Annotated in this window: 20 protein-coding genes; 10 read left to right on the forward strand and 10 right to left on the reverse strand. The window is 69.2% G+C overall.

Going from position 1 to position 24,862, the window contains the following annotated elements:
• Positions 1 to 140: 140 nt before the first annotated feature.
• From ABZ904_RS28680 to ABZ904_RS28700, 5 genes are all read left to right on the forward strand, one after another.
• A complete protein-coding gene (locus ABZ904_RS28680; protein WP_361826265.1) occupies positions 141 to 1,997 on the forward strand; it encodes a peptide ABC transporter substrate-binding protein in 1,857 nt (618 codons plus the stop codon).
• A gap of 62 nt (positions 1,998 to 2,059) precedes the next feature.
• A complete protein-coding gene (locus tag ABZ904_RS28685; RefSeq protein WP_359396719.1) occupies positions 2,060 to 3,127 on the forward strand; it encodes an ABC transporter permease in 1,068 nt (355 codons plus the stop codon).
• Positions 3,124 to 4,047 carry an ABC transporter permease gene (locus ABZ904_RS28690; RefSeq protein ID WP_359396721.1) on the forward strand — a complete coding sequence of 308 codons (924 nt, stop codon included), beginning with the start codon at positions 3,124 to 3,126 and terminating at the stop codon, positions 4,045 to 4,047. Before ABZ904_RS28685 ends, ABZ904_RS28690 begins: the two co-directional genes overlap by 4 nt.
• Complete coding sequence (locus ABZ904_RS28695) at positions 4,044 to 5,021, forward strand: ABC transporter ATP-binding protein (protein ID WP_359396723.1); 978 nt, start codon at positions 4,044 to 4,046, stop codon at positions 5,019 to 5,021. Before ABZ904_RS28690 ends, ABZ904_RS28695 begins: the two co-directional genes overlap by 4 nt.
• The gene (locus tag ABZ904_RS28700; protein ID WP_359396725.1) at positions 5,018 to 6,007 is read left to right on the forward strand and encodes an ABC transporter ATP-binding protein; all 990 of its coding nucleotides are present in this window, start codon (positions 5,018 to 5,020) and stop codon (positions 6,005 to 6,007) included. Before ABZ904_RS28695 ends, ABZ904_RS28700 begins: the two co-directional genes overlap by 4 nt.
• 209 nt (positions 6,008 to 6,216) lie before the next feature.
• Here the strand turns inward: ABZ904_RS28700 and ABZ904_RS28705 are convergent, their stop codons facing one another.
• The 7 genes from ABZ904_RS28705 to ABZ904_RS28735 form a co-directional block, all read right to left on the reverse strand.
• Positions 6,217 to 7,365: a dipeptide ABC transporter ATP-binding protein gene (locus ABZ904_RS28705; RefSeq protein ID WP_359396728.1), complete on the reverse strand. Its 1,149-nt coding sequence runs from the start codon at positions 7,363 to 7,365 to the stop codon at positions 6,217 to 6,219.
• Positions 7,358 to 8,416 carry an ABC transporter ATP-binding protein gene (locus tag ABZ904_RS28710; protein WP_359396730.1) on the reverse strand — a complete coding sequence of 353 codons (1,059 nt, stop codon included), beginning with the start codon at positions 8,414 to 8,416 and terminating at the stop codon, positions 7,358 to 7,360. The genes ABZ904_RS28705 and ABZ904_RS28710 overlap by 8 nt, the downstream gene beginning before the upstream one ends.
• Before the next feature lie 11 nt (positions 8,417 to 8,427).
• Complete coding sequence (locus tag ABZ904_RS28715; protein ID WP_361826271.1) at positions 8,428 to 9,378, reverse strand: ABC transporter permease; 951 nt, start codon at positions 9,376 to 9,378, stop codon at positions 8,428 to 8,430.
• Positions 9,371 to 10,303, reverse strand: coding sequence for an ABC transporter permease (locus ABZ904_RS28720; RefSeq protein ID WP_359396734.1), 933 nt, complete (start codon positions 10,301 to 10,303; stop codon positions 9,371 to 9,373). The genes ABZ904_RS28715 and ABZ904_RS28720 overlap by 8 nt, the downstream gene beginning before the upstream one ends.
• Before the next feature lie 145 nt (positions 10,304 to 10,448).
• The gene (locus ABZ904_RS28725; RefSeq protein WP_361826274.1) at positions 10,449 to 12,074 is read right to left on the reverse strand and encodes an ABC transporter substrate-binding protein; all 1,626 of its coding nucleotides are present in this window, start codon (positions 12,072 to 12,074) and stop codon (positions 10,449 to 10,451) included.
• 607 nt (positions 12,075 to 12,681) lie between these two features.
• Positions 12,682 to 14,589: a translational GTPase TypA gene (gene typA / locus ABZ904_RS28730; RefSeq protein ID WP_359396738.1), complete on the reverse strand. Its 1,908-nt coding sequence runs from the start codon at positions 14,587 to 14,589 to the stop codon at positions 12,682 to 12,684.
• A gap of 171 nt (positions 14,590 to 14,760) precedes the next feature.
• Positions 14,761 to 16,950: an ABC transporter substrate-binding protein gene (locus tag ABZ904_RS28735; protein WP_361826277.1), complete on the reverse strand. Its 2,190-nt coding sequence runs from the start codon at positions 16,948 to 16,950 to the stop codon at positions 14,761 to 14,763.
• A gap of 362 nt (positions 16,951 to 17,312) precedes the next feature.
• Between ABZ904_RS28735 and ABZ904_RS28740 the strand changes: the two genes are divergently transcribed.
• The 4 genes from ABZ904_RS28740 to ABZ904_RS28755 all read left to right on the forward strand — a co-directional run bounded on the left by ABZ904_RS28740 (position 17,313) and on the right by ABZ904_RS28755 (position 21,248).
• Entirely contained in the window at positions 17,313 to 17,603 is a 291-nt protein-coding gene (locus ABZ904_RS28740) for a hypothetical protein (protein WP_359396742.1), read from the forward strand.
• A 95-nt stretch (positions 17,604 to 17,698) separates the two neighbouring features.
• The gene (locus ABZ904_RS28745) at positions 17,699 to 18,532 is read left to right on the forward strand and encodes a hypothetical protein (protein WP_359396744.1); all 834 of its coding nucleotides are present in this window, start codon (positions 17,699 to 17,701) and stop codon (positions 18,530 to 18,532) included.
• The gene (locus ABZ904_RS28750) at positions 18,532 to 20,481 is read left to right on the forward strand and encodes a fumarate reductase/succinate dehydrogenase flavoprotein subunit (RefSeq protein ID WP_359396747.1); all 1,950 of its coding nucleotides are present in this window, start codon (positions 18,532 to 18,534) and stop codon (positions 20,479 to 20,481) included. Before ABZ904_RS28745 ends, ABZ904_RS28750 begins: the two co-directional genes overlap by 1 nt.
• The gene (locus tag ABZ904_RS28755) at positions 20,478 to 21,248 is read left to right on the forward strand and encodes a succinate dehydrogenase/fumarate reductase iron-sulfur subunit (RefSeq protein ID WP_360998682.1); all 771 of its coding nucleotides are present in this window, start codon (positions 20,478 to 20,480) and stop codon (positions 21,246 to 21,248) included. The genes ABZ904_RS28750 and ABZ904_RS28755 overlap by 4 nt, the downstream gene beginning before the upstream one ends.
• On the opposite strand, the gene ABZ904_RS28760 is transcribed toward ABZ904_RS28755, so the two are convergent.
• Genes ABZ904_RS28760 through ABZ904_RS28770 form a run of 3 tightly spaced genes read right to left on the reverse strand, consistent with a single transcriptional unit; the run spans position 21,229 to position 22,840 of the window.
• A complete protein-coding gene (locus ABZ904_RS28760; RefSeq protein WP_359396751.1) occupies positions 21,229 to 21,561 on the reverse strand; it encodes a hypothetical protein in 333 nt (110 codons plus the stop codon). The genes ABZ904_RS28755 and ABZ904_RS28760 overlap by 20 nt on opposite strands.
• Positions 21,558 to 22,547: a phosphotransferase gene (locus tag ABZ904_RS28765; protein WP_361826282.1), complete on the reverse strand. Its 990-nt coding sequence runs from the start codon at positions 22,545 to 22,547 to the stop codon at positions 21,558 to 21,560. Before ABZ904_RS28765 ends, ABZ904_RS28760 begins: the two co-directional genes overlap by 4 nt.
• The gene (locus ABZ904_RS28770; RefSeq protein ID WP_359396756.1) at positions 22,544 to 22,840 is read right to left on the reverse strand and encodes a hypothetical protein; all 297 of its coding nucleotides are present in this window, start codon (positions 22,838 to 22,840) and stop codon (positions 22,544 to 22,546) included. Before ABZ904_RS28770 ends, ABZ904_RS28765 begins: the two co-directional genes overlap by 4 nt.
• A 208-nt stretch (positions 22,841 to 23,048) precedes the next feature.
• On the opposite strand from ABZ904_RS28770, the gene ABZ904_RS28775 reads away from it, so the two are divergent.
• A complete protein-coding gene (locus ABZ904_RS28775) occupies positions 23,049 to 24,545 on the forward strand; it encodes a TPM domain-containing protein (protein WP_359396758.1) in 1,497 nt (498 codons plus the stop codon).
• Positions 24,546 to 24,862 lie beyond the last annotated feature (317 nt).

Consider the following 24,862-nt stretch of genomic DNA (forward strand, 5'->3'; position numbering starts at 1 on the left):
AGGGTATTCATGCGCCGTTGACGCGCGCATTCCGCCACTGATAGACACACCTTCACTCAGCCTGAGCCGTCCCCGTTGCAGCCCGATCGAGCAGTCCGGCGAGCCGTCCCCGTACAAGAGATGACGCGAGGTCAGGATCGATGAGCACGCAAGACCAGCACGGCAAGGGGCGCCCGCGCCCGCACAGAACACGGCCCCGTACACCGCGGCTTCTGGCAGCCGCCCTGACTCTCGCGGCCGCCTTCGCGACAACGCTCGCCCCCGCGCCCCAGCAGGCCGAGGCGAAGGATAAGAAGGTCCTGACCGTCGCGGTCGCGCAGAGCGTCGACTCGCTCAGCCCCTTCCTCGCGAGCCGCCTGGTCAGTACGAGCATCCACCGGCTGATGTACGAGTACCTCACCAACTACGACCCCAAGGACGCCCATGTCATCCCCGGCCTCGCCACCAAGTGGGCGTCCTCGCCGGACAAACTGACCTGGACGTACACCATTCGATCCGACTCCAAGTGGTCGGACGGCAAGCAGGTCACCGCCGCGGACGCGGCCTGGACGTTCAACAAGATGATGACCGACGAGGGCGCCGCCACCGCCAACGGCAGCTTCGTCGGCAACTTCGAGAAGGTCACCGCGCCGAGTGCCACCGAACTCGTCATCGAGCTGAAGAAGCCCCAGGCCACGATGACCGCACTCGATGTGCCGATCGTGCCCCAGCACATCTGGGAGAAGGTCAAGGACTTCTCGAAGTTCAACAACGACAAGAGCTTCCCCATCGTCGGCGACGGGCCGTTCGTCCTCACCGACTACAAGGCCGACAGCTACGTGCGGTTGAAGGCCAACAAGAGCTTCTGGCGCGGGGCGCCGAAGTTCGACGAGCTCGTCTTCCGGTACTACAAGGACCAGGACGCAGCGGTGGCGGCCCTGCGCAAGGGAGAGGTCTCCTTCGTCGCCGGTTCGCCCTCCCTGACACCCGCCCAGGCGGCCTCCCTCAAGGGCGAGAAGAACATCCACGTCAACGAAGGCCCCGGCCGCCGCTTCTACGCCCTCGCCACCAATCCGGGCGCGCAGGCGAAGAACGGCAAGAAGTTCGGGGACGGCGACCCGTCCTTGCTGGACCAGCGGGTGCGGCACGCGCTGTTCATGGCGGTCGACCGCAAGACCCTGATCGACAAGGTCTTCCAGGGCCACGCCGTCGAGGGCGAGGGCTACATCCCGCCGCGCTTCTCGACATACTTCTGGCAGCCGTCGGGAAGCCAGGAGCTCGCCTACGACCCGGCCAAGGCCGCCCAACTCCTCGACGAAGCGGGCTACAAGCAAAACAGCGACGGCAAACGCGTCGGCAAGAACGGCAAGCCGTTGAACTACCGCGTCCTGTGCCACGCCACCGACTCGAACGACAAGGCGGTCGGCCAGTACCTCAAGGAGTGGTGGGGCAAGCTCGGCATCGGCGTGACGATCAACTGCCTGGACAATGTGACCGATCCCTGGCTCGCGGGCCAGTACGACCTCGCCTTCGACGGCTGGTCCGTCAACCCCGACCCGGACTTCGTCCTCTCCATCCACACCTGTGCGGCGCTTCCCGCCACCCCGAAGGACACCGGCGCGACCGACAACTTCATCTGCGACAAGACGTACGACAAGCTCTACGCACAGCAGTTGGCGGAGTACGACTCCGCCAAACGGGCGAACGTCGTGAAGCAGATGGAATCGCGGCTGTACGACCTTGGGTACATGAACGTCATGGCTTACCCGAACGCCGTCGAGGCCTACCGCACGGACCAGATCGCGTCGATCACCACCATGCCGGAGAAGGCGGGCAACATCTACGGCCAGGACGGCTACTGGAGTTGGTGGTCGGCGGTGCCGGCCGACTCCGGCAAGTCCTCCGGCGACGACTCGTCAGGCATCCTCATCGGCGTCATCGTCAGCGTCGTCGTGCTCGCCGGCGCCGGGGCGTTCTTCGCACTGCGCCGCCGCGCCACTGCCGAGGACCGTGAGTAGCCGATGATCCGACAGAACACTCCGGCCCCTCATCGGGCCGCCCGCCATCAGGCAGAACCTTCATGACCGCCGACGCCGCACCCGCGTCGGTCGCGAAGCCGGACGGCTCGGCTCCCGCCGGGCCGTCCGCCCACGGCCGGCGGACGGGTACCAGGGCCGCGTACCTCAAGTACGCGGCCGGGAAGCTGGGCGGGGCCGCCATCTCCCTGCTCGCCGTCCTCGTCACCAGCTTCTTCCTCTTCCGGCTGATCCCCGGCGACCCGGTCAAGTTCATGACGGGTGGCCGTCCGGTCTCCGCAGAACAACTTGCCGCCTACCGGCGGGAGTTCGGACTGGACCTGCCGCTGTGGCAGCAGTTCACGGACTACTGCGGCAAGGCACTCACCGGAGACCTCGGCACCTCGTACCAGTTCCGGGCACCGGTGATCGACAAGATCACCGAGGCGCTGCCCAACACCCTGCTGCTCACCGGCACCGCGTTCGTGCTGTACACCGCGCTGGGCATCTTCCTCGGGACACGCTCGGCGTGGCGGCACGGGCGGCTCGGGGACCGGCTGAACACAGGACTGGCCCTGACTCTCTACTCGGTGCCCTCGTTCTGGCTGGGTCTGCTGCTCATCATCGTGTTCGCGGTGGGCGCGGGCCCGATTCCCGGCCTCTTCCCCACCGGAGGGATGGAGTCGGGCGGCGAGGAGGGCCTCGCATATGTCCTCGACGTCGCACACCACCTCGTCCTTCCGGTGATCACGCTGGTCGCCGTGGAGTACGGGCAGACGCTGCTGGTCACCCGCTCCGCGCTGCTCGACGAGATGGGCAGCGACTATCTGACCACCGCACGCGCCAAGGGCCTCAGGGACGACCTGGTCAGGCGCAGGCACGCGGTGCCCAACGCACTGCTGCCGACCGTGACGTTGATCTTCGTCAACCTCGGCCGGACCGTCGCCGGTGTGATCCTCGTGGAGACGGTGTTCTCCTGGCCGGGCCTCGGCGGGCTCTTCTACCAGGCGCTGAGCGTGCCGGACCTCCCCCTCGTCCAGGGACTGTTCTTCGTCTTCGCCGCGGCGGTGATCGTGATGAACACGATCGCCGACCTGGTCTATCCACTACTCGACCCCCGGGTGGGCAGATGACGACCGACACGACGCCCCCGGCGCTGCAAGCCGGTCCGCGGACCCTCGCCCGGCAGCGCCGCCGCGCCTCCGCCGCCCGGTTCTGGAAGCAGTACAGCAGCCACCGCGCCGGACTCCTGGGCCTGGCCGCGCTCGTCGTCTTCGCGCTCCTGGCACTGACCGCGCCGTTGACGGTCGGCTCCGACGTGTCCAGCGTGACCGGAGCGCCGGGACACCCGCTGGAGGCGCCGAGCGGGGACTTCCTCCTCGGCACCGACCGGTACGGGCGCGATGTGCTGGGCCTTGTGGTGTGGGGCTCCCGCGTCTCGCTGCTGGTCGGGCTGCTCGCGGCCGTGCTGTCGGTGGCGATCGGCACGCTCGTCGGGATCACGGCCGGGCACTTCCGCGGTGCGTACGCCACCGTGATGATGCGGATCACGGACTGGTTCCTGGTGATGCCGACGCTGGTCCTCGCCATCGCGCTCGCCACCGTCATGTCCCGCTCACTCGGCACGGTGATCCTGGCGATCGGCGTGACGTCCTGGCCGACCACGGCCCGGCTCGTGCGCGCCCAGACGCTGGCGGTGGAGTCCCGGCCCTACATCGAGCGCGCCAAGGCGCTGGGCGGCGGGCACCGGCACATCATGGTCCGGCACGTGCTGCCCAACGTGATGCCCCTCGTGCTCGCGCAGACCACACTGATGATCTCCTCGTCGATCCTCGCCGAGGCGACCCTCGCCTTCCTCGGTCTGGGTGATCCCACGGTCGTGTCATGGGGCGGACTGCTCCAGGACGCGCGCGAGGCGGGCGCGATCAGCGCGGGTGACTGGTGGTACCTGGTGCCGCCGGGAATCACCATCGCCGTGGTCGCGCTGGCGTTCACACTCTGCGGCCGCGCCGTGGAGTCCGTTCTCAACCCGAGGCTGGGGGTGGCCCGTTGACCCTGCTGGAGGTCCGGAACCTCGAAGTGACGTATCCGGGCGGGGCGGCCGCGGTGCGGGGCGTGGACCTGTCGCTGGCGGCGGGGCAGAAGCTCGGTGTCGCGGGCGAGTCGGGGTGCGGCAAGTCGACGCTGGCGCTCGCACTGCTCAGGCTGCTGCCGTCCGGGACGCGGATCACCGGGGAGATCCTGCTGAACGGCGAGGACGTGCTGGCGATGCGCTGGGGGCGGGTGCGGGCGGTCCGCTGGGCCGGCGCCTCGATCGTCTTCCAGGGCGCGATGCACTCGCTGAACGCCGTGCATCGTGTCGGCGACCAGATCGCCGAGCCGATCCTGCTGCACCGCAAGGCGACCGCGGCCGCGGCCAGGAGGCGGGCGGGCGAACTCCTGGAGCAGGTGGGCCTGCCGGCGGCACGGGCGACGGCCTATCCGCACGAACTCTCGGGCGGTCAGCGCCAACGGGTCATGATCGCCATGGCGCTGGCCTGCGACCCCCAACTGGTCATCGCCGACGAACCGACCACGGCCCTGGACGTGATGATCCAGGCGCAGATTCTGCGGCTGATCGGGCGGCTGGTCGCCGAGCAGGATCTGGGCCTGATCATGATCAGCCACGATCTGGCGGTGCTCGCCGACACCTGCGACAGGCTCGCGGTGATGTACGCGGGCCGGGTGGTCGAAGAGGGCCCCAGCCGGGCGGTCTACGAGGACGCCCGCCACCCGTACGGCAAGGCGCTGTCGGCCGCGTTCCCGCGCATCGGCGACCCGGCCTCCCGGTTCGCCCCGCGCGGACTGGCCGGTGACCCTCCGGACCCGTCGGCACTGCCCTCCGGCTGCGTCTTCCATCCGCGCTGTCCGGTGGCCCTGGACCTGTGCGCCACCCAGGACCAGACACTGCGGGAGGCGGGGCAGGCCCGGCAAGCGGCCTGTGTGCACGTGGCGGACACGGCCGAGCACGCGAGGAGCACCGTATGACCTCACCATCGCCCCTGCTCAGCGCCCAGGGGCTGCACGTGGCCTTCCCCGGCCGGCACGGCGGTGCGCCGAGCCGGGCCGTGGACGGTGTCGACCTCGACATCCGCGCCGGGGAGATCGTCGCGCTGGTCGGCGAGTCGGGCTGCGGCAAGACGACGCTGGCCCGGGCCCTGCTGGGCCTCGTACGGCCCACGGCAGGGCACGTCGGTTTCGGCGGGAAGCCGCTTGCGTACACATCGAGGGCGCTCAAGGCCTACCGCAGGCGCGTTCAGCTGGTGCTCCAGGATCCGAGCGGGTCGCTGAATCCGCGGCACACGGTGTTCGACGCGGTGGCCGAGGGGCTGCGGATCCACGGGTTCGCGGGCGACGAGCGGGCCGCGGTCGCCGAGGCCCTGTCCAGGGCGGGGCTCAGGCCGCCCGAGCGGTTCTTCCTGCGCTACCCGCACGAGTTGTCGGGAGGCCAGCGCCAGCGTGTGGTGATCGCGGGCGCGCTCGTACTGGAGCCCGAGCTCATCGTCGCCGACGAGCCGGTGGCCTCGCTCGACGCCTCGGTACGGGGCGAGATCCTCGCGCTGCTGCTGCGCCTGCGCACCGAACTGGGCCTGGCCGCCCTCGTGGTCACCCACGATCTGGGCCTGGCCTGGAACGTCGCCGACCGGGTGGCGGTGATGTACCTGGGCCGGATCGTGGAGACGGGTGAGGTGGAGCAGGTGCTGACGGCGCCCCGGCATCCCTACACCCAGGCGCTGCTGTCGGTCCTGCCGGAGGCGCCGGGGGACCCGGTGGTGCTGACCGGCGAGCCGCCGGACCCCTCCCGCATCCCCGGTGGCTGTCGCTTCCACGCCCGCTGCCAGGTCCTGGCGAGCGGCGAGGCCGAACGAGCGGGCGTCGCGGACGCCTGCCGGGGCCGGGATCCGGGGGTCCTGGAGGGCGGCGCCGGGAGCCAGGTGGCATGCCATTGGGCGCGGGCGGCCATCGCCACGTGATGTGCGGTGGCCCTTCACCGGCAACCGGTTCCGCCTCGGACCCGTTCCCGCCGGCGAAGCGGGCTGCTCGGTGCCGCGCACCGGGGTACGGCGGGACGGCCGGGCTGCCCCGGCCTTCCAGGCGGGCAGGGTGGTCGTACAGGGCCCGGAAAAGCCGGTTCCCGGCACCTCGTCGAGGTGCCGGGAACCGAACCGAGGCCGTGAAGCCGTCAGGCGGCGTGCACGATGTCCTTCTCCTCGGCGAAGTGGCAGGCCGACTCGTGGGCCGCCGGCGAGTCCGCGCCCTTGAAACGCTCGGGAATCGCCAGGAGCGGAGCCTCCGACGAGCACCTTTCCTGCGCCTTCCAGCAGCGAGTGCGGAAGCTGCAGCCGGACGGCGGGTTGGCCGGCGACGGCACGTCACCGGTCAGGATGATCCGCTCGCGCTGCTCACGGGCCTCCGGGTCCGGCACGGGCACCGCCGAGAGCAGCGCCTGCGTGTAGGGGTGCGTCGGGTGCTCGTAGATCTGCTCGTCCGAACCGATCTCGGCGATCTTGCCGAGGTACATCACGCCCACACGGTCCGAGATGTGCCGGACGATCGACAGGTCGTGCGCGATGAAGATGTAGGAGAGGTTGAACTCGTCCTGCAGTCGCTCCATCAGGTTGATGACCTGCGCCTGGACGGACACGTCCAGTGCCGAGACCGGCTCGTCGCAGATGATGATCTCCGGGTTGAGCGCGAGGCCGCGGGCGATGCCGATGCGCTGGCGCTGACCGCCGGAGAACTGGTGCGGGTAGCGGTTGATGTACTCGGGGTTGAGGCCGACGACGTCCAGGAGCTCCTGGACCTTGCGCCGCCGGTCGCCCTTCGGCGCCACCTCGGGGTGGATGTCGAAGGGCTCGCCGATGATGTCGCCCACCGTCATACGGGGGTTGAGCGAGGTGTACGGGTCCTGGAACACCATCTGGATGTTCCGGCGCACGGCCTTCAGGGCGCGTCCGGACAGCTTGGTGACGTCCTGGCCCTTGTAGAAGATCTCGCCTGCGGTGGCCCGCTCCAGGTTCATCAGGAGCTTGGCCACCGTCGACTTGCCGCAGCCGGACTCGCCCACGATGCCCAGGGTCTCGCCCTGGTGCAGGTCGAAGGAGACACCGTCGACCGCCTTGACGGCACCGATCTGCCGCTTGAACAGGATCCCCTGGGTGAGCGGGAAGTGCTTCACCAGGTTGCGGACCTGCAGGATCGGCTCACCGCGCCCGATGGGGGCCTCGATCGCGTGGACCGCTTCCTCCTCGGTGCGCGCGTCGACGACGTCCACCTCGGAGACGTTCGGCGTGGCGTCCTGCGGCTCGTCGGTCTTGCTGAGCTCAGCCATGGATCGTCTCCTTCCAGAAGTGGCATGCCGATGCGCGGCCCACCAGCTCGGTGCCGTCCTGCTCGGTGACCGGCAGCAGGTCCGGGACCTGGGTACGGCACACGTCCTGGGCCTTGGGGCAGCGCGGGTTGAAGGCGCAGCCGGTCGGCACACGCAGCAGGTTGGGCGGCAGACCCTTGATCGCGTACAGCTCCTGGCCCTTCTGGTCCAGGCGCGGGATCGAGTCCAGCAGACCCCGCGTGTACGGGTGCGCGGGACGCTTGTACAGCTCGTGGACCGGGGCACGCTCCACGATCCGGCCCGCGTACATCACGGCGATCTTGTCCGCGACGTCGGCAACGACGCCGAGGTCGTGGGTGATGAGGATCAGGCCCATGTTGTACTCGCGCTGGAGTTCCGCGAGCAGATCCATGACCTGGGCCTGGACCGTCACGTCGAGGGCCGTGGTGGGCTCGTCGGCGATGATCAGGTCCGGCTCCAGGGCCAGCGCCATCGCGATCATGATGCGCTGACGCATACCGCCCGAGAACTGGTGCGGGTAGTCGTCCACGCGGGCGGCCGAGGCCGGGATCTTCACCCGGTCCATCAGCTCGATCGCCTTGGCCCTGGCTTCCTTCTTGGACAGTCCCTGGTGGACCCGGAACATCTCGCCGAGCTGGTACCCGACGCTCAGCACCGGGTTCAGCGAGCTGAGCGCGTCCTGGAAGATCATGGCGATCCGCTGTCCGCGGATCTTGCGGCGGTCCTCGCCGGACATGGTCAGCATGTCCTGGCCGCGGAAGCGGATCTCCCCCTGGGGGATCTTCGCCGGCGGCATGTCGAGGATGCCCATGATCGCCTGGGCGGTGACGGACTTGCCGGAGCCCGACTCACCGAGCACCGCGAGCGTCTCACCGGCGTTCACGCTGTAGTTGACACCGTTGACGGCCCTGACCACGCCCTCACGGGTGTGGAACTCGACGTGCAGGTCACGCACTTCGAGGAGTGGGGTGCCGTCTGTCCCGCCGTCGCGCGGCGAGGGCACGGGAACGACTTCTTCGATGGTGGTCACGTACGCCTCCCTCAGCGCATCTTCGGGTCGAGGGCGTTGCGGACCGCCTCACCGAGCATGATGAACGCCAGCACAGTGATGATGAGCATGATCGACGGGTACAACATGATCCACTGCGCCACGCGGATCTGGTTGCCGCCGTCGGAGATGTCGTTGCCCCACGACACGCCGTTCAGGCCGAGGCCCAGGTACGACAGGGTCGCCTCGGCGGAGATGTAGATGCCGAGGGAGATGGTGGCGACGACGATGACCGGAGCCATCGTGTTCGGCAGGATGTGCCGGAACATGATGCGCGGGGTGCTCGCACCCAGCGCCTTGGCTGCCTGCACATAGTCGGCCTGCTTGGTGGTGATCACCGCGCCGCGCATCACACGGGCGATCTGCGTCCAGCCGAAGAAGCTGAGCGCGCCGATGACGACCCAGGTCGTGCGGTTCTGGAAGGAGTTGAGCACGACCATGGTGCCGAGCAGGAACGGGATACCGAAGAACACGTCGGTCAGTCGCGACAGGACCGAGTCGACGATGCCGCCGAAGTAACCGGCGATCATGCCGACCAGGCCGCCCACGAGCGTCACCGCGATGGTGGTGCCGAAGCCGACGGCGATGGAGGCCCGGGTGCCGTACATGACACGGGCGAAGACGCTGCGGCCCTGCTGGTCGTAGCCCAGCCAGTCCGGCGAGCCGATGTCGCCCAGCTTGGGCTTCTGCAGGAAGTGCTTGGCCAGGTCGCCCGAGGTGGGGTCGACTCCGGTGAACCACCCCGGGAAGAAGGTGATCAGCAGGAGTATGACGATCAGCACCGACGAGACTATGAAGATCCAGCTGCGGCACAGGTCTCGCCAGGCGTCGCCCCACAGACTGCGGGCCTTCTCCGGCTTGGGCTCGGGCAGCGGGCCGCCGACCGCCGCGACAGCCGCCTCCTTCGCCGCGTTCTCAGGAACGGTCTTGGTCACGTCAGGCATAGCGAATCCTCGGGTCAAGGACCGCGTAGAGCAGGTCGACGAGCAGGTTGGCGAGGAGGTACACGATGACGAGGATGGTCACCAGGCCGACGAGTGTGGTGCCCTCGCGGCGCGCGATCGACTGATAGATCGTGCCTCCCACACCCTGGATGTTGAACAGACCCTCGGTGACGACGGCGCCGCCCATCAGCGCACCGATGTCGGTACCCAGGTAGGTGATCACCGGGATCAGCGAGTTGCGCATGAGGTGGACGCCCACCACACGGCGCTTCGGCAGACCCTTGGCGATGGCCGTGCGGATGTAGTCGGCGCGCAGGTTCTCGGCGATCGACGTACGGGTGAGCCTGGTCACATACGCCAGTGACGCGGTCGCCAGCACAATCGCCGGCATCAACAACTCGTTGAGGTTCGTCGAGTCATTGACGTTCGGTGGCAACCAGTTCAGGTTGAACGCGAAGACGACCTTGAGGATGTAGCCGAGAACGAACACCGGGACCGAGATCAGCAGCAGGGTGACCAGCAGGATCGCGTTGTCCGTGACGCGTCCGGCGCGCAGGCCGGCCACGATGCCCAGGGCGATGCCCAGGACGAACTCGATCACGAACGCCAGCCCCCCGAGCCGCAGGGTGACGGGGAACGCGTCACCGAGCACGTCCGTCACGGGCCGGCCACTGGCGATCTGCGTGCCGAAGTCGCCATGCAGGATCATGTTCTTCATGTAGTGCCAGTACTGGACCAGGATCGGCTGGTCCAGACCGTACTGATGCCTCAGTTGCGCAATCACCTGTGGGCTGCCGCCCTTGTCACCGAACAGCCCTCGTACGGGGTCACCGGGCAGCGCGTAGACCATGAGGAAGATCAGCAAGGTTGTCCCGATGAACACCGGGATCATCTGGAGCAGTCGTCGTGCGACGTAGCGCCCCATCGTGCCTCCATGTCAGTCACAGCGGCAGCCAACGGGCCCTTTCTGCGGGCACCATTGAATGATGCGCGCAGAAAGGGCCCCCCAGCCACTGCCGTTCCCCGGGGCGCGGTACCACCGCGCCCCGGGACAAACGGTCTGATTGCGGTTACTTCTTGACCTGAACGCCGGTCAGGATCGGGTCGCCGTCCTGCGCGTACGCCACGCCGGTGACCTTGTCCGAGTAACCCGCGTTGACCTTGTAGTACCAGAGCGGAATGCTCGGCATGTAGTCGGCCAGCTGCTTCTCGATCGCCTGGTACTTCTGTTCCGACTCCTCCAGCGAACCGGCGGCGTCGGCCGCGGCGATCTCCTGGTCGATCTTCTTGTTGGAGAAGCCGCCCTGGTTGCCGTCCGACTTGCTGCCGTACAGGTCGCGGATGAAGTTGGCGTTGAACGGGTAGTCCAGCACCCAGCCGGAGCGGTACAGCGACTTGACCTGGTGCGCGTCACGCGCGTTCAGGTCGGCCTGGAAGTCGGCCTTCGAGTCGCCGGTGCACTTGACGCCGGTCGCCTTGGTGATGGAGTTGCAGACCGCCTCCACCCACTCCTTGTGGCCACCGTCGGCGTTGTACTGGATGGAGATGGCGTTGCCGGGAACGCCGCCGCCCGCCTTGATGAGCTCCTTGGCCTTGGCCGGGTTGTACGTGGTGACGTCACCGGCCGCGTTCGGCTGGTAGCCGAGGACGCCCTTGGCGACCCAGCCGGTGGCGGGCTCACGGGTGCCCTGGAGCACCGTCTTCGTGATGGTGTCGCGGTCGATCGCCATCGACAGGCCCTGGATGACCTTCGGGTCGATGTCCTTCCACTGCTTGGTGTAGAAGGCCACGGCGATGGTCTGGATCGCCGAGTACGCCTTGTCCACCGCGCGGTCGCCGAGGTCCGCCTTGTAGACGGGCAGGTCCTTCGGCGCGATCTGACGCAGCACGTCGACGTTGCCGGACTTCAGGTCCTCGTACGCCGTCTCGAGGCTGGTGTAGTTCTTGAAGAGCACACCACCGTTCTTGGCGGCGTTCGGGCCCTTGTAGTCGTCGAACTTGGCAACCTCGATCTGCTTCTTGTGCTGCCAGCTGACGAACTTGTAAGGGCCGTTGCCGATCGGGTGCTCGCCCGCGGCCTTCGGGTCCTTGTAGAAGGACTCCGGCAGCGGGTCGAAGACCTCGTAGCCGAGCTTGTAGACGAAGTACGGGATCGGCTTCGACAGCGTGATCGTGAAGGTGTTGTCGTCGACGACCTTCAGACCGGACATCGTCTCGGCCTTCGGCTTGCCCTTGGCCGGAGCGACGTCGTCGTAACCCTGGATGTCCGAGAACCAGAAGCTGTTGGTCTGCTTGTTGGCGGGGTTCGCGGCCCAGTTCCACGCCTTGACGTAGGAATCGGCCGTCACCGGGGTGCCGTCGTGGAACTTCCAGCCCTGCTTCAGCTTGACCGTGAAGGTCTTGTTGTCCTTGGAGTCGACCGACTCTGCGTTGACGTAGACGATCTTGCCGCTCGCGTCATAGTCAACGAGTCCGGAGAAGATCGACTTGATGACGATGCTGCCGTTGGACTCCATCGTGTTGGCCGGCTGCAGAGGGTTCTGCGGCTCGCCCACCTCGACCGAGAACTTACCGTTCGGATCGATCGCGGCCTTGCTGCCACTGCCCTTGTCTCCGCCGCCACCACCACAGGCGGTCACGCCCAGCGCCACAACCGCGGCTATCGCGACCCATTTGGCGCTCTTCGCACCGCGCATGGGTTCCTCCTCATGAGTCCAATGGTTCACCACATGGAGAGGCATATGACACGCCACCGCCATCGGCTCTGTGGATAGTCAAGTGCCCCGCGCTCGTGAGTCGGCGCCACCAGTTCAGCGCGTGACCCATTGATCCGAGCTCTACGCGCCTAACTATCTGGCAGAACTCGTGGCCGAACCACATTCCTAAGGTCTCGGTTCGATCACACCTGGCGCGTACTTCTTCCAAAATCCGGACAAAGGGTCAGCCGAAAGATCCATGCGAAACGGACTTGTTACACATCTACCGGTGTCGGGCGTCCGCATTCCGGACAGGCGGGAGACAAAATCCGGTTGCTTTTAAGATGGCTTCCGGGAGGGGGTGTCCAGGTGTGTCCTCACCCCGGCACGCACAGTGCACGTACCGTTCCATTTCGGTCAACAGACCTCACGTCGGACGCGTCTCTCCGACGGCTCACAGGGTGCACATCGGGAAGCAGGGTAGAGCGTATCGAGCGCGTCACACGGGTGCCCGACCAGAATGAAGGGTTTTCCCTATCCTTTCCCGAAAACGAAGGCCGGGCACCCCACGCGTGGGGTGCCCGGCCTTCGCCGTGCAGGAGCCTCGTCAGCCGTGCTTGGCGCGGCTGGCGGCGCGGGCGCGGTCACGCTGGTCGAGGACGACCTTGCGGATGCGGACGGACTCCGGGGTCACCTCGACGCACTCGTCGTCGCGGCAGAACTCCAGGGACTGCTCCAGCGACAGCTTGCGCGGCGGCACGATCGACTCGGCGATGTCCGACGTGGCCGACCGGATGTTGGTGAGCTTCTTCTCCTTGGTGATGTTGACGTCCATGTCGTCGGAGCGGGAGTTCTCGCCGACGATCATGCCCTCGTACACCTCGGTGCCGGGCTCGATGAAGAGCGTGCCGCGCTCCTGGAGGTTGGTCATCGCGAAGGCGGTGACGCTGCCGGAGCGGTCGGCGACCAGCGAGCCGTTGTTACGGGTCTGGAGGGGGCCGAACCAGGGCTCGTGGCCCTCGTGGATGGAGTGGGCGATACCCGTGCCGCGCGTGCCGGTCAGGAACTCCGTACGGAAGCCGATCAGACCGCGCGAGGGCACCACGAACTCCATGCGCACCCAGCCGGAGCCGTGGTTGGACATGTTGTCCATACGGCCCTTGCGGACGCCCATGAGCTGCGTGACCGCGCCCATGTGCTCCTCGGGCACGTCGATGGTCAGACGCTCGACGGGCTCGTGGACCTTGCCGTCGACGTCCTTGGTGACGACCTGCGGCTTGCCGACGGTCAGCTCGTAGCCCTCGCGGCGCATGGTCTCGACCAGGATGGCGAGCGCCAGTTCACCGCGGCCCTGCACCTCCCAGGCGTCCGGACGCTCGGTGTCCAGGACCCGCAGCGAGACGTTACCGATCAGCTCGCGGTCGAGACGGTCCTTGACCTGGCGCGCGGTGACCTTGCGGTCCTTGACCGTGGCCTTGACGTTGGCGCCCTTGCCGGTGCCGCCCCGGCCGACGAGCGGCGAGGTGTTGGTGCCGATGACCATCGAGATCGCGGGCTCGTCGACCGTGATCAGCGGCAGCGCGACGGGGTTCTCCGGGTCGGCGAGGGTCTCGCCGATCATGATGTCGGGGATACCGGCGACGGCGCAGATGTCACCCGGACCGGCCTTCTCCGCCGGCTTGCGGGTGAGGGCCTCGGTCATCATCAGCTCGCTGATGCGGACGTTGCCGATCGAGCCGTCGCGCTTGATCCAGGCGACGGTCTGGCCCTTGCGCAGCTCGCCCTGCTCGACGCGGAGCAGCGCGATACGGCCGAGGAAGTTGTCGGCGTCGAGGTTGGTGACGTGGGCCTGGAGCGGCGCGTCCTCCTCGTACGTGGGGGCCGGGATGTGCTCCAGGATCGTGGAGAAGAACGGCTCCAGGCTGTCGCTGTCGGCCGGGACCGTGCCGTTCTCCGGCTTGGTCAGGGACGCGATGCCGTCACGGCCGCAGGCGTAGACGATCGGGAACTCGATCTGGTCCTCGTCCGCGTCCACGTCCAGGAACAGGTCGTACGTCTCGTTGACGACCTCGTCGATACGGGCGTCGGGGCGGTCCGTCTTGTTGATGCACAGGATGACGGGCAGCCGGGCCTGGAGCGCCTTGCGCAGCACGAAGCGGGTCTGCGGCAGCGGGCCCTCGGAGGCGTCCACGAGCAGGACGACACCGTCCACCATCGACAGACCGCGCTCGACCTCGCCGCCGAAGTCGGCGTGGCCGGGGGTGTCGATGATGTTGATCGTGATCGGTTCCCCGCCGTCCTTGGGGTGGTAGTTCACCGCCGTGTTCTTGGCGAGGATCGTGATGCCCTTCTCACGCTCCAGGTCGTTCGAGTCCATGACGCGGTCGTCGACCTGCTCGAGCTGGTGAGCGGCGAAGGCACCGGCCTGCTTCAGCATGCCGTCGACGATGGTCGTCTTGCCGTGGTCTACGTGGGCGACGATGGCGACATTGCGGATGTCGTGGCGCGTGGCCATGATGTGGCGTACTCCCGGAATGGTGAGGACGGCCCGCGCTTTCGCTGCGCCGGCCTGCCGGGCTGAACACGCCTCGGCCTTGTCCCATGGTAAGGGGACCCTGCCGTTCGGGCTTGCCGGGTACAGATCAGGCCCCTTGACCAGGCACGTTACGCGGGCCACCCACTCCGGTCACGACGACGGGCTCGCCGAGGGCCGCACCCCCTTCTTCAGGAAGCCCATGTCCTCGTAGACCGGAGCCTGGAACCCGAACGAGCCCGCGTTGGCAAGGTCGGCGCGCACGGCCGTGAGCTGGGGGCGCTGGTAGAGGGGGATCGAGCTCGCGGTGGCCCAGATGCGGGCGTCGGCCTTGCGCATCAGGGCGTGCTCCTCGCTCTCGTTCAGCGTGGCGATCGCCTGGTCGAACAGCTGGTCCACCTGGTCGGTGCCGACCCGGGTGTAGTTCTGCTCGACGCTCAGCGTGCCGTCCGACGCCGGCACCGGCTTGGCGTAGATCGGCCGGGCGTCGGTGGCGGGGAACGCCGATACGGGCCAGGAGTACAGCGCGAGGTCGTAGTCCCCGGACGCGATGTGGTCCTTGAAGTAGCTCTCGTCCGAAACCTTGACGATCTCGGTGCGGATCCCGACCTTCTCCAGCATGCGCGTGATGCGGTCGGCGACCGTACGCAGGGTCTGGGAGCCCGGCCCGGACGGCAGGACGAACCGCAGCACCAGCGCCTTGCCGTCCTTGGCGAGCGCCCCCTTCACATTCCCGCCCGGAGCGGCGGTGCCCTTGGGCGCGTACGCCCCCGGCACCCCGGCCTTGTGCCCCGGCTGCATCTTCGAGTGGTCACCGGGGTCCTTCCGGTACCCCTTGTCGTCCTCCCCGACCGGGTTCTTGCCGTCGTCGCCCGCGCCCTTGCCGCCGGCCGCCTTCTTGCCCCCCGACCCGGCCGTCTTCTTCTCCTCCTTGACCGGTCCTCCGGGCACCCAGCCCGCCTCGCTGAGCAGCTCCTTCGCCTGGCCGGTGTCCTGGTCGCCGAGGGCCCCGCTGTTGTCGGCGTACGCCTCCTGTCCCGACAGGGCGAGGTGGCTGCCGACCGGCACGGCGGGCAGCCGGAGCGGAGTGAGGACCAGTCCGGCCAGTTCCTCGCGGTTGAGGGCGCGGGCCACGGCCCGGCGCACCCGCTCGTCACTGAGCGGGGCCCGGGAGCCGTTCAGGGCGAGCTGGGTGAAGGCGGGCTCGAGCGACTTGCGGATCACGTACTCGCTCTGGGCCTTCCGCGCCGCGGCGCCCGGCGCGGCGGACGGGCCGCCCGACGCGGTGGCGCCCGGCAACGCACTCTGCCCGGTGGCGCCCGGCGATGCACTCTCCGCGGTGGCACCCGGCGATGCACTCTCTGCGGTGGCACCCGGCGATGCACTCTGCGCGGTGGCGCCCGGGGACGCGCTCTGCGGGGTGGCAGCCGGGGAGGAGTCCTGCGGGGCGGCGCTGCCCTTGTTCTTCGCGGCGGTCGTGATCCGTCCGGCGTCCTGCGGGTCGATCTCCGCCATGTCGACCGACCCGGCGGCGATCGCGGCGGCCCGCTTGTCGCGCGGGACGGCCACGAGCACGATCCGGTCGAGCTTGGCGGGGCGACCCCACCAGCGCGGATTGCGGCCGAGGGTGACCTCGCCCTTCTTGGCGTCGACACCCTGAAGGGTGAACGGGCCGGCAGTGGCTTTCAAGGCCGCCCTCGCCCCGTCGTTGAAGCCGTTCGCGGTGCCCATGACGTCCTTCGGGTACAAGGGCGAGAAGAGCGACCGCCAGTCGGCGTACGGCTTGCCGAAGGTGACCTTGACCTCGAGGTTGTTCGCGCCGCGCTCGACGTTCTCGATGCGGTCGTACCCCGCGTTGCGGGCTGTCCAGTACGCGCTGTCCCGGCCGGAGAGCGCGCGCCACTGGGCGGCGAAGTCGTCGGCGCCGATCTCCCGGCCGTCGCTCCAGACGGCCTGCTGGTTGAGGCGGTAGACGACGACCTGCCTGGGCTCCGTCGACACGACCTTGGCCGACTCGAGGTAGTCCGGATTGCGCTCGGGACGGCCGTTGGCGTCCAGCCGGAACATCGCGGGCAGCACCGCACCGGCCACCCGAGTGGTGGAGGCATCGGCGTCCGCCTGGAAGGCGTTCAGGGTCCGGGGCACGGCGTCGACGGCCCAGCGCAGGGTGCCGCCGTCGGCGACGACCGTACGGGCGGCCGGGGCGATGTCCTGGGCGGCGACCGGTTTGCTCCGGTCCTCGTCGGCGCTGCAGCCGACGAGCACGGACACCGCGAGGGCTCCCGCGGCGAGGAATGCGACCGAACGCATCACCGTGCGGGGTCCGACGTCGTCGTGGGACATCACGTCCTCCTCCGGGAGCCGCTCGATCGATGAGCGAGGGTTATGGTCCGGTTGTTCTGGTTTGTGGGTATTTGGTGTTGATCAGATATATGGCCCACTGAAGATGAAAGGGGTGGGGCACGTGGGGCGACACGACGACGAGTGCCGGGAAGGTCACCCGGACGGCGTACCGCCCCTGCTGGTCCCGCCCCTGTGTCCCGGCCCCCGACGGGGCCGGGAAATCGAATCCGCACCCGCACACGACAATGCGCCTCGGCCAATCCCTGCATGTCCCTTCACACCGACCGGTGTGACGCGCAACACTCGCAGGCGCATGAACGTCGCCGCCCTGGGCCACCGGCCCCTGGAAGTGAGGTCACGTCATGTCCGTGTATGACGAACTGACGTCGGTTCAGCGGTGCCTCGACGACCTGTACCGGTCGGTGGGGCGCCTGGAGCAGCAGATGGGGAGTGGCGGGCTCGAGATACGCCGCGTCCGCACCGACGCCGATCACCTGCGCGAGAGCGTCGCACTACTGCGCGAGGCCACCGCCGCCCCCGAGGCGGCCCGGCGGGTCGACCTCGTGACGATCCCGGACACCCCGTACGACACCAGCCTGTGGACGGACTCGGACGACGAGGGCCTCGGCGCCCGGGACCGGCACGCCCCCTGAACCCACAGGCGAGTGAGCCGAAGGGCCGCGGCCGGGCGCACGGCGACACGTCCGCGGCCCGGAGCCGAACCGAGCCCTGAAAGGTGCGTCATAGCGTGACCACTGATACGGAACCACCCGACACGGAATCCCATCCGCCCGGCGGCGTGCGTACCGGTACGCGCGCCGCGATCGCCGCCCCACATCTGCGCACCGACCGCTGGTGGCTGGCCCCGGCCGCCACCGCCGCCGGGCTGCTGGCCTTCGTCGTCTACTCGACGTGGCGCGCGTTCGCCGACGCGGACTACTACGCGGCGCCCTACGTCTCCCCGTTCTACTCGCCCTGTCTGGCGGAACGCTGCCGGACCATGCACGCGGGCCCCAACGCCGACCTGTTCGGCAGCTGGTGGGCGATCTCCCCGGCGATCATCATCCTGATCTTCCCGCTCGGTTTCCGCCTGACCTGCTACTACTACCGCAAGGCCTACTACCGCGGCTTCTGGATGTCGCCCCCGGCCTGCGCGGTGGCCGAGCCGCACCGCACGTACAGCGGTGAGACCCGCTTCCCGCTGATCCTGCAGAACATCCACCGGTACTTCTTCTACGCGGCACTCCTCGTGGCGGGTGTGCTCACGTACGACACCGTGCTCGCCTTCCGCGACCAGCACTACCGCTGGGGCCATATGGGGCTGGGCACCCTGGTGTTCCTGGTGAACATCGTGCTGATCTGGGCGTACACCCTCTCCTGCCACTCCTGCCGGCACATCGTCGGCGGGAAGCTCAAGCACTTCTCCAAGCATCCCGTGCGCTACGGGGCATGGCAGTTCGTCAGCCGGCTGAACGCCCGGCACATGCTCCTCGCGTGGGCGTCCCTGGTCAGCGTGGCACTCGCCGACTTCTACGTGTACCTGGTGGCGTCCGGCGCCTTCGACGATCCGAGGTTCTTCTGATGTCCGTGGTCGACCGGCAGGAGTGGGACGTGGTCGTGGTCGGGGCCGGCGGCGCCGGCCTCAGGGCCGCCATCGAGGCCCGCGAGCGCGGTGCCCGTACGGCCGTGATCTGCAAGTCGCTGTTCGGCAAGGCGCACACGGTGATGGCGGAAGGCGGCATCGCGGCGGCGATGGGCAACGCCAATCCCCATGACAACTGGCAGGTGCACTTCCGCGACACCATGCGCGGCGGGAAGTTCCTCAACCAGTGGCGGATGGCCGAACTGCACGCGCGCGAGGCACCCGACCGGGTCTGGGAACTGGAGACCTGGGGCGCCCTCTTCGACCGCACGAAGGACGGGCGCATCTCGCAGCGCAACTTCGGCGGCCACGAGTACCCGCGCCTCGCGCACGTCGGCGACCGAACGGGCCTGGAGCTGATCCGGACACTCCAGCAGAAGATCGTGGCCCTCCAGCAGGAGGACGAGAAGGAGACCGGGGACTACGAGTCCCGGCTGAAGGTCTTCCAGGAGTGCACCGTCACCAGGATCCTCAAGGACGGGGACCGGGTGTCCGGGGTCTTCGCCTACGAGCGCGAGTCCGGCCGCTTCTTCGTCCTCGAGGCACCCGCCGTGGTGATCGCGACGGGCGGCATCGGCAAGTCCTTCAAGGTGACGTCGAACTCGTGGGAGTACACGGGCGACGGGCACGCGCTGGCGCTGCTCGCCGGGGCGCCGCTGCTGAACATGGAGTTCGTGCAGTTCCATCCGACGGGCATGGTCTGGCCGCCGTCGGTGAAGGGCATCCTCGTCACCGAGTCGGTGCGCGGCGACGGCGGGGTGCTCAGGAACTCCGAGGACAAGCGGTTCATGTTCGACTACATCCCCGACGTCTTCAAGGAGAAGTACGCGCAGTCGGAGGACGAGGCCGACCGCTGGTACGAGGACCCGGACAACAACCGGCGGCCGCCCGAGCTCCTCCCCCGCGACGAGGTCGCGCGCGCCATCAACGCCGAGGTGAAGGCCGGGCGCGGCTCCCCGCACGGCGGGGTCTTCCTGGACGTGTCGACGCGCATGCCCGCCGAGGTCATCCGGCGCCGGCTGCCGTCGATGTACCACCAGTTCAAGGAGCTGGCGGACGTCGACATCACCGCCGAGGCGATGGAGGTCGGCCCGACCTGCCACTACGTGATGGGCGGCATCGCGGTCGACTCGGACACGGCGGCGACCCGCGGGGTCCAGGGCCTGTACGCGGCCGGTGAGGTGGCCGGCGGTATGCACGGCTCCAACCGGCTGGGCGGCAACTCGCTCTCCGACCTGCTGGTGTTCGGGCGCCGGGCCGGTCTGCACGCGGCGCAGTACGCGACGGGCCTCGCCGTGCGCCCCGCGGTGGACGACATCCAGGTGGACGCGGCGGCCGCGGAGGCCCTGCGACCGTTCTCGGTCGAGGGTCCGGCGCCCGGCGAGGACATCGAGGAGCCGCACCGCCCGCCGGAGAACCCGTACACCCTCCACCAGGAACTCCAGCAGACCATGAACGACCTGGTCGGCATCATCCGCCGCGAGGCGGAGATGCAGCAGGCGCTGAAGAAACTGGCGGATCTGCGGGTACGGGCCGGCAGGGCGGGCGTCGAGGGGCACCGGCAGTTCAATCCTGGCTGGCACCTCGCCCTCGACCTGCGGAACATGCTGCTGGTCAGCGAGTGTGTGGCGCGGGCCGCGCTGGAACGCACGGAGTCCCGCGGCGGGCACACCCGCGAGGACTGTCCGGCGATGGACCGCGCATGGCGCCGCGTCAATCTGCTGTGCCGGCTCACCGACCCCACCGGGGGTCTGGCGGCGACCGATCCGGTCCGCGGCCAGATCACCCTTCTCCGGGAGACCACCGAACCTGTCCGCTCCGACCTGCTCGCCCTCTTCGAGAAGGAGGAGCTGGTCAAGTACCTGGCCGAAGAGGAGCTCTACGAGTGAGCAGCTACGAGGCCCGCTTCAAGGTGTGGCGGGGCGATGCGCAGGGCGGCGCCCTGGAGGACTTCAAGGTCGAGGTCAACGACGGCGAGGTGGTGCTGGACATCATCCACCGGCTCCAGGCCACTCAGGCGGCCGACCTCGCCGTGCGCTGGAACTGCAAGGCCGGCAAGTGCGGTTCGTGCTCGGCGGAGATCAACGGGCGGCCGCGGCTGATGTGTATGACGCGGATGTCGGTGTTCGAACGGGACGAGACGATCACGGTGACACCGCTGCGCGCCTTCCCGGTGGTCCGCGACCTGGTGACGGACGTGGGCTTCAACTACCGCAAGGCGCGCGAGATCCCGTCCTTCGTGCCGCCCGCCGACCTCGGTCCGGGCGAATACCGCATGATGCAGGAGGACGTGGAACGCTCCCAGGAGTTCCGCAAGTGCATCGAGTGCTTCCTGTGCCAGGACACCTGCCATGTCGTGCGCGACCACGAGGAGAACAAGCAGGTCTTCGCCGGTCCGCGCTTCCTGATGCGGGTGGCGGAGCTGGACATGCACCCGCTGGACGCGGCGGACCAGGCGGGCCTGGACCGCAAGCGCACCGCCCAGGACGAGCACGGCCTCGGCTACTGCAACATCACCAAGTGCTGCACGGAGGTGTGCCCGGAGGGGATCAAGATCACGGACAATGCGCTGATCCCCTTGAAGGAGCGGGCGGTCGACCGCAAGTACGACCCGCTGGTGTGGCTGGGGTCGAAGATCAGGAGGCGTTCTTCGTAGAGTCCGCTTCGGGGGTACGGCCCGGGCGCCCGCTCAGCATCTGCGCCACCAGTCCCGCCATCCACAGCGCGAGGCCCACGCCCGCCTCGTTCCTGTGGGCGAACGGGGAGTCGCTGAGGGGACCGAGGAAGAGGTACGCGGCCATGCCTACGGCGCCCACCAGCGTGCCGTACCCCCACAGCCTCGGCCGCAGGATCCTGCGGCCGGCCCACGGAGGCGACCAGCCCGTCGCCGCCCCGGCGACGCCCATCGCCACGCCTGCCACCACGGCCGCCGCGGCCACCCCCGCCATGACCTCGTGCATACCGGTCATCGTCGCACCAGCTCCAGCACGCACCGGAGGTTGTACTCCGCGATGGCCCGCATCGGCGCCGGGTCCGGGAAGTCGCCGTCGAGAAGACGCAACGGCCCGGCGACGAGGTTGAGATGCATGGCGAGGGTGTACAGGCGCAGACGGGAGTCGTCCAGGCCGGCGACGCCGAGAGCGTCGTAGTGGCGGCCGAACCGGAGCCGCAGGAAGACGTGCTCCCACTCGGCGTCGAAGTACATCAGGCCCTCGACGTCGATCAGCCCGGGGCGGCCGTGCCGGTCCAGCAGGACGTGGTCCGGGCCCAGTTCGCCGTGGACGAAGGTGTGGCGGGCCCGGGGGCGCACCTTCGCGGCGAGGGAGCGCACCCGGTCGTCGAGGCGTTCGCGCACGGCCGCCATGCGGGGCTCCCGGGCGGCGGCCTCCTCGGCGTCGCGCAGTGCGCGGTCCCGTACCAGGGCCTCGCACGAACTGCCGGACGCGCTGCCGCCGCGGTCGACGACGGCCACCTTGCCGAAGCGGGGTGCCGTGCAGGCCCGCATCGCGGTCAGGCCGGCGGAGAGTTCCGCCAGCGGGCGCGCGGCCGCGAGCGGGTCGCGGTGCAGCAGTTCCTCCAGGCTGCCGCCGTCGAGGTCCTCGACGACCGCCGCGTCCCCGGGGAGGAGTGCGCGGGTGGAGTCGGTGAACAGCACGCGGGGCGTGCGGACGCCGACGGCACCGAGGCGGTCGTGGGACGCCGTGAACAAGTCGAGGCCCGAGGCGTGCGAGAAGGGGTCGCAGGGGTCGGCGGGCGGCTCGTCCCAGTAGTCCTCATCGGGTGACCAGACGTAGGCGATGGCGGTGGAGCCGTCCTCCAGGGTGAGGCGGTAGACGCCCTTCTTGCTGCCGCCGCGCAGTCGGGTGACGGTCTCCAGGCGCCGGCCGGCGCCCAGCGCCGCGCGGGCGAGAGGCGCGAGATCGGAGCGGGTGAGAGCCGCTCGGTCGTTCGTCAAGCGGAGACCCGTCCGGCACGGTGTCCGAGGAACTGCAACGCAAAGCCGACGAGCAAGCAGGCCAGGCCGCTGTCGGAGAGGACGCCGTACACGGCGTCGCCGGACATGTTCTCGCTGCACCACGACAGCACCGCCGCCGCTCCGACGAGCAGGCATCCGTAGCCCCACAGCCGCGGCCGCAGGACGCGGCCCCGCTGCCACGGCAGTACCCAGCCGGTCGTCACGGCCGGGACTCCCACACCGGCACAGAGCCCGACGACCACCACCCCTGCGATCAGAGAGATGACATCCATCGAGCCCCCCGCTCCCCCTGGTGTTCCGTCAGCCCCGATGATGCCACCGTCCTCGCCGATCGCCGGATCCACCCTCCGCCCATCGAGCGGCGCATCCCGGTCGCCGAAGCGCCGGATCGGTCATACGCTCCGAAATGTGACGCCGCCCCACCGTCGACGCCGGCCGCGCCGGGCCGTCGCGTATCCAGCCGTGCGGTCGGTTCCTGCTGTGTTCGGGGTGGTATCGGCGCCGCAGCAGACGTCCACCGGCGACCTGGTCCTGCCGCTGATAGCCGGGGTCACCGCCGTGGCCGTGGCGGTGTACGCGTCGGTGCGGCGCAGGCTGCGTGCGAGGACCCGTACGACGCCCGGCGGAGCCTCCCCCACCGTCGTACCGCTCGACGAACTCGACCGGCGGGCGCAGCACTCGCTCATCGAGACCGACGACTGCATACGCGCGAGTCGGGAGGAACTCCGGTGTGCCACAGAGCAGTTGGCGGACGAGGCGATACGGGCGTGCACGGAGGCGGTGGAGTTCGCGGCGGCCGAACTGACGCAGGCCTTCGGGGCCCGGCAACGGTTCGACGACGGGGCGGGCGAGGCGCGGGTGCTGCTGACGGAGATCCTCGGGCGGTGCGGAGCCGCCGGGCGGCGCCTCGACGCGGAGGCACCCGGATGGGACCAGTTGCGGGCGCTGGAGCGGACCGCGGGCGAGGCACTGGCGCATGCCGAGGCACGGTCCAGGGAGGTGGCGGCGCGGATCCCGGAATCGGCCGCGACGACGGCCGGGCTGCGCGAGCGGTACGCCTTGCCTGCGTATCTGCCGGTGGTGGGCCACGACGAACAGGCGAAGGAGCGGCTGGCCTTCGCCACCACCGTCCTCGGCCGAGCGCGGCAGGCCATGGACGCGGGCCGGACGGACGACGCGGTGGCCCTGCTGCGCGCCGGCGAGGCCGCCGTGGAGCAGGCGGCGGTCCTCCTGGACGGCATCGCGCGGCTCGCCGCGGACCTGGCCACGGCGACGGACGCACTCCCCGGGGCCCTGACCGGCATCGAGACCGCGCTGACGCGGGCCCGTGGACTCCTCGGCACGCAGACCGCCCGGGCGATCGCTCACGGGGAGCCGGTGATGGCGGAGGTACGAGGGGCACACGGGCCGAGAGACCCGGTGGGGGCGCTGCGACGGATCGAGCAGGTGGCCCTGGGGCTGGACCGGGCGTTGCACCAGGTACCGGGCGGTTCCGAAGCCCTGACCCGCCTCGAGCGGGCCCTGCTCGTCGCCCGCGGTGCCGTCGGCGCCACCGCGGACTACGTCACCACGCATCGCGGAGCCGTCGGCTGCGAGGCGAGGACCCGGCTCGCGGAGGCGGAGCGGCGACTGCGCGCGGCGGAGAACACGGACGCACCACCCGTCCCGGCTCCGGCCGACGCCCTCGCCGACGCCCGTGAGGCGGACTCACTCGCCCGGCAGGCCAGGCAGTCGGCGGAGAGGGACGTACGGGCGCACGGGACGCCGTACGGCGAGGGCGACTGGGCGGGCGGCGCCGTGCTCGGCGGCATCCTGCTCGACGCCCCTCACCGGACCGCCGACCGACCCGGCCACCCGGGCGACGGTGGTCCCGCGAGCTACGGCGGACCGGGCACACGGGGGCGGCGCGACGGGGGTGAACTCTTCCGGCCGAGACCACCGCAGAGCCCGCTCCCGGACGAGACGAAAGCGTCCTAGTCGCGCGGCACGGCAGCCGCCCATGATCCCCAACATGGTGGAGAGTTGCTGTTTCCGTTCGCCAATCAAGGGAATTACCAAGCGACTTGTGTGATGATGGACGTTCCGACCGGGTGGGATGAAGTCCCCTGGGACAGCCGCGGGTCGACTGCCCGCGCAGCGTGTTCGCAGGGGATGCACGGGGCGATACGGGGGTGCAGTCGGCGTGATCAATCCTGGGCAGATTCCGCAGTTCACGGGTGATCTGGCGCAGTTGGAGAAGGATTACGGTGATCTGAAGTCGGATGCGTCGCATGTGCGGTCCACGGGCCGGGATG

The organism is Streptomyces sp. NPDC046900 (assembly GCF_040644975.1).
Lineage (GTDB): Bacteria > Actinomycetota > Actinomycetes > Streptomycetales > Streptomycetaceae > Streptomyces.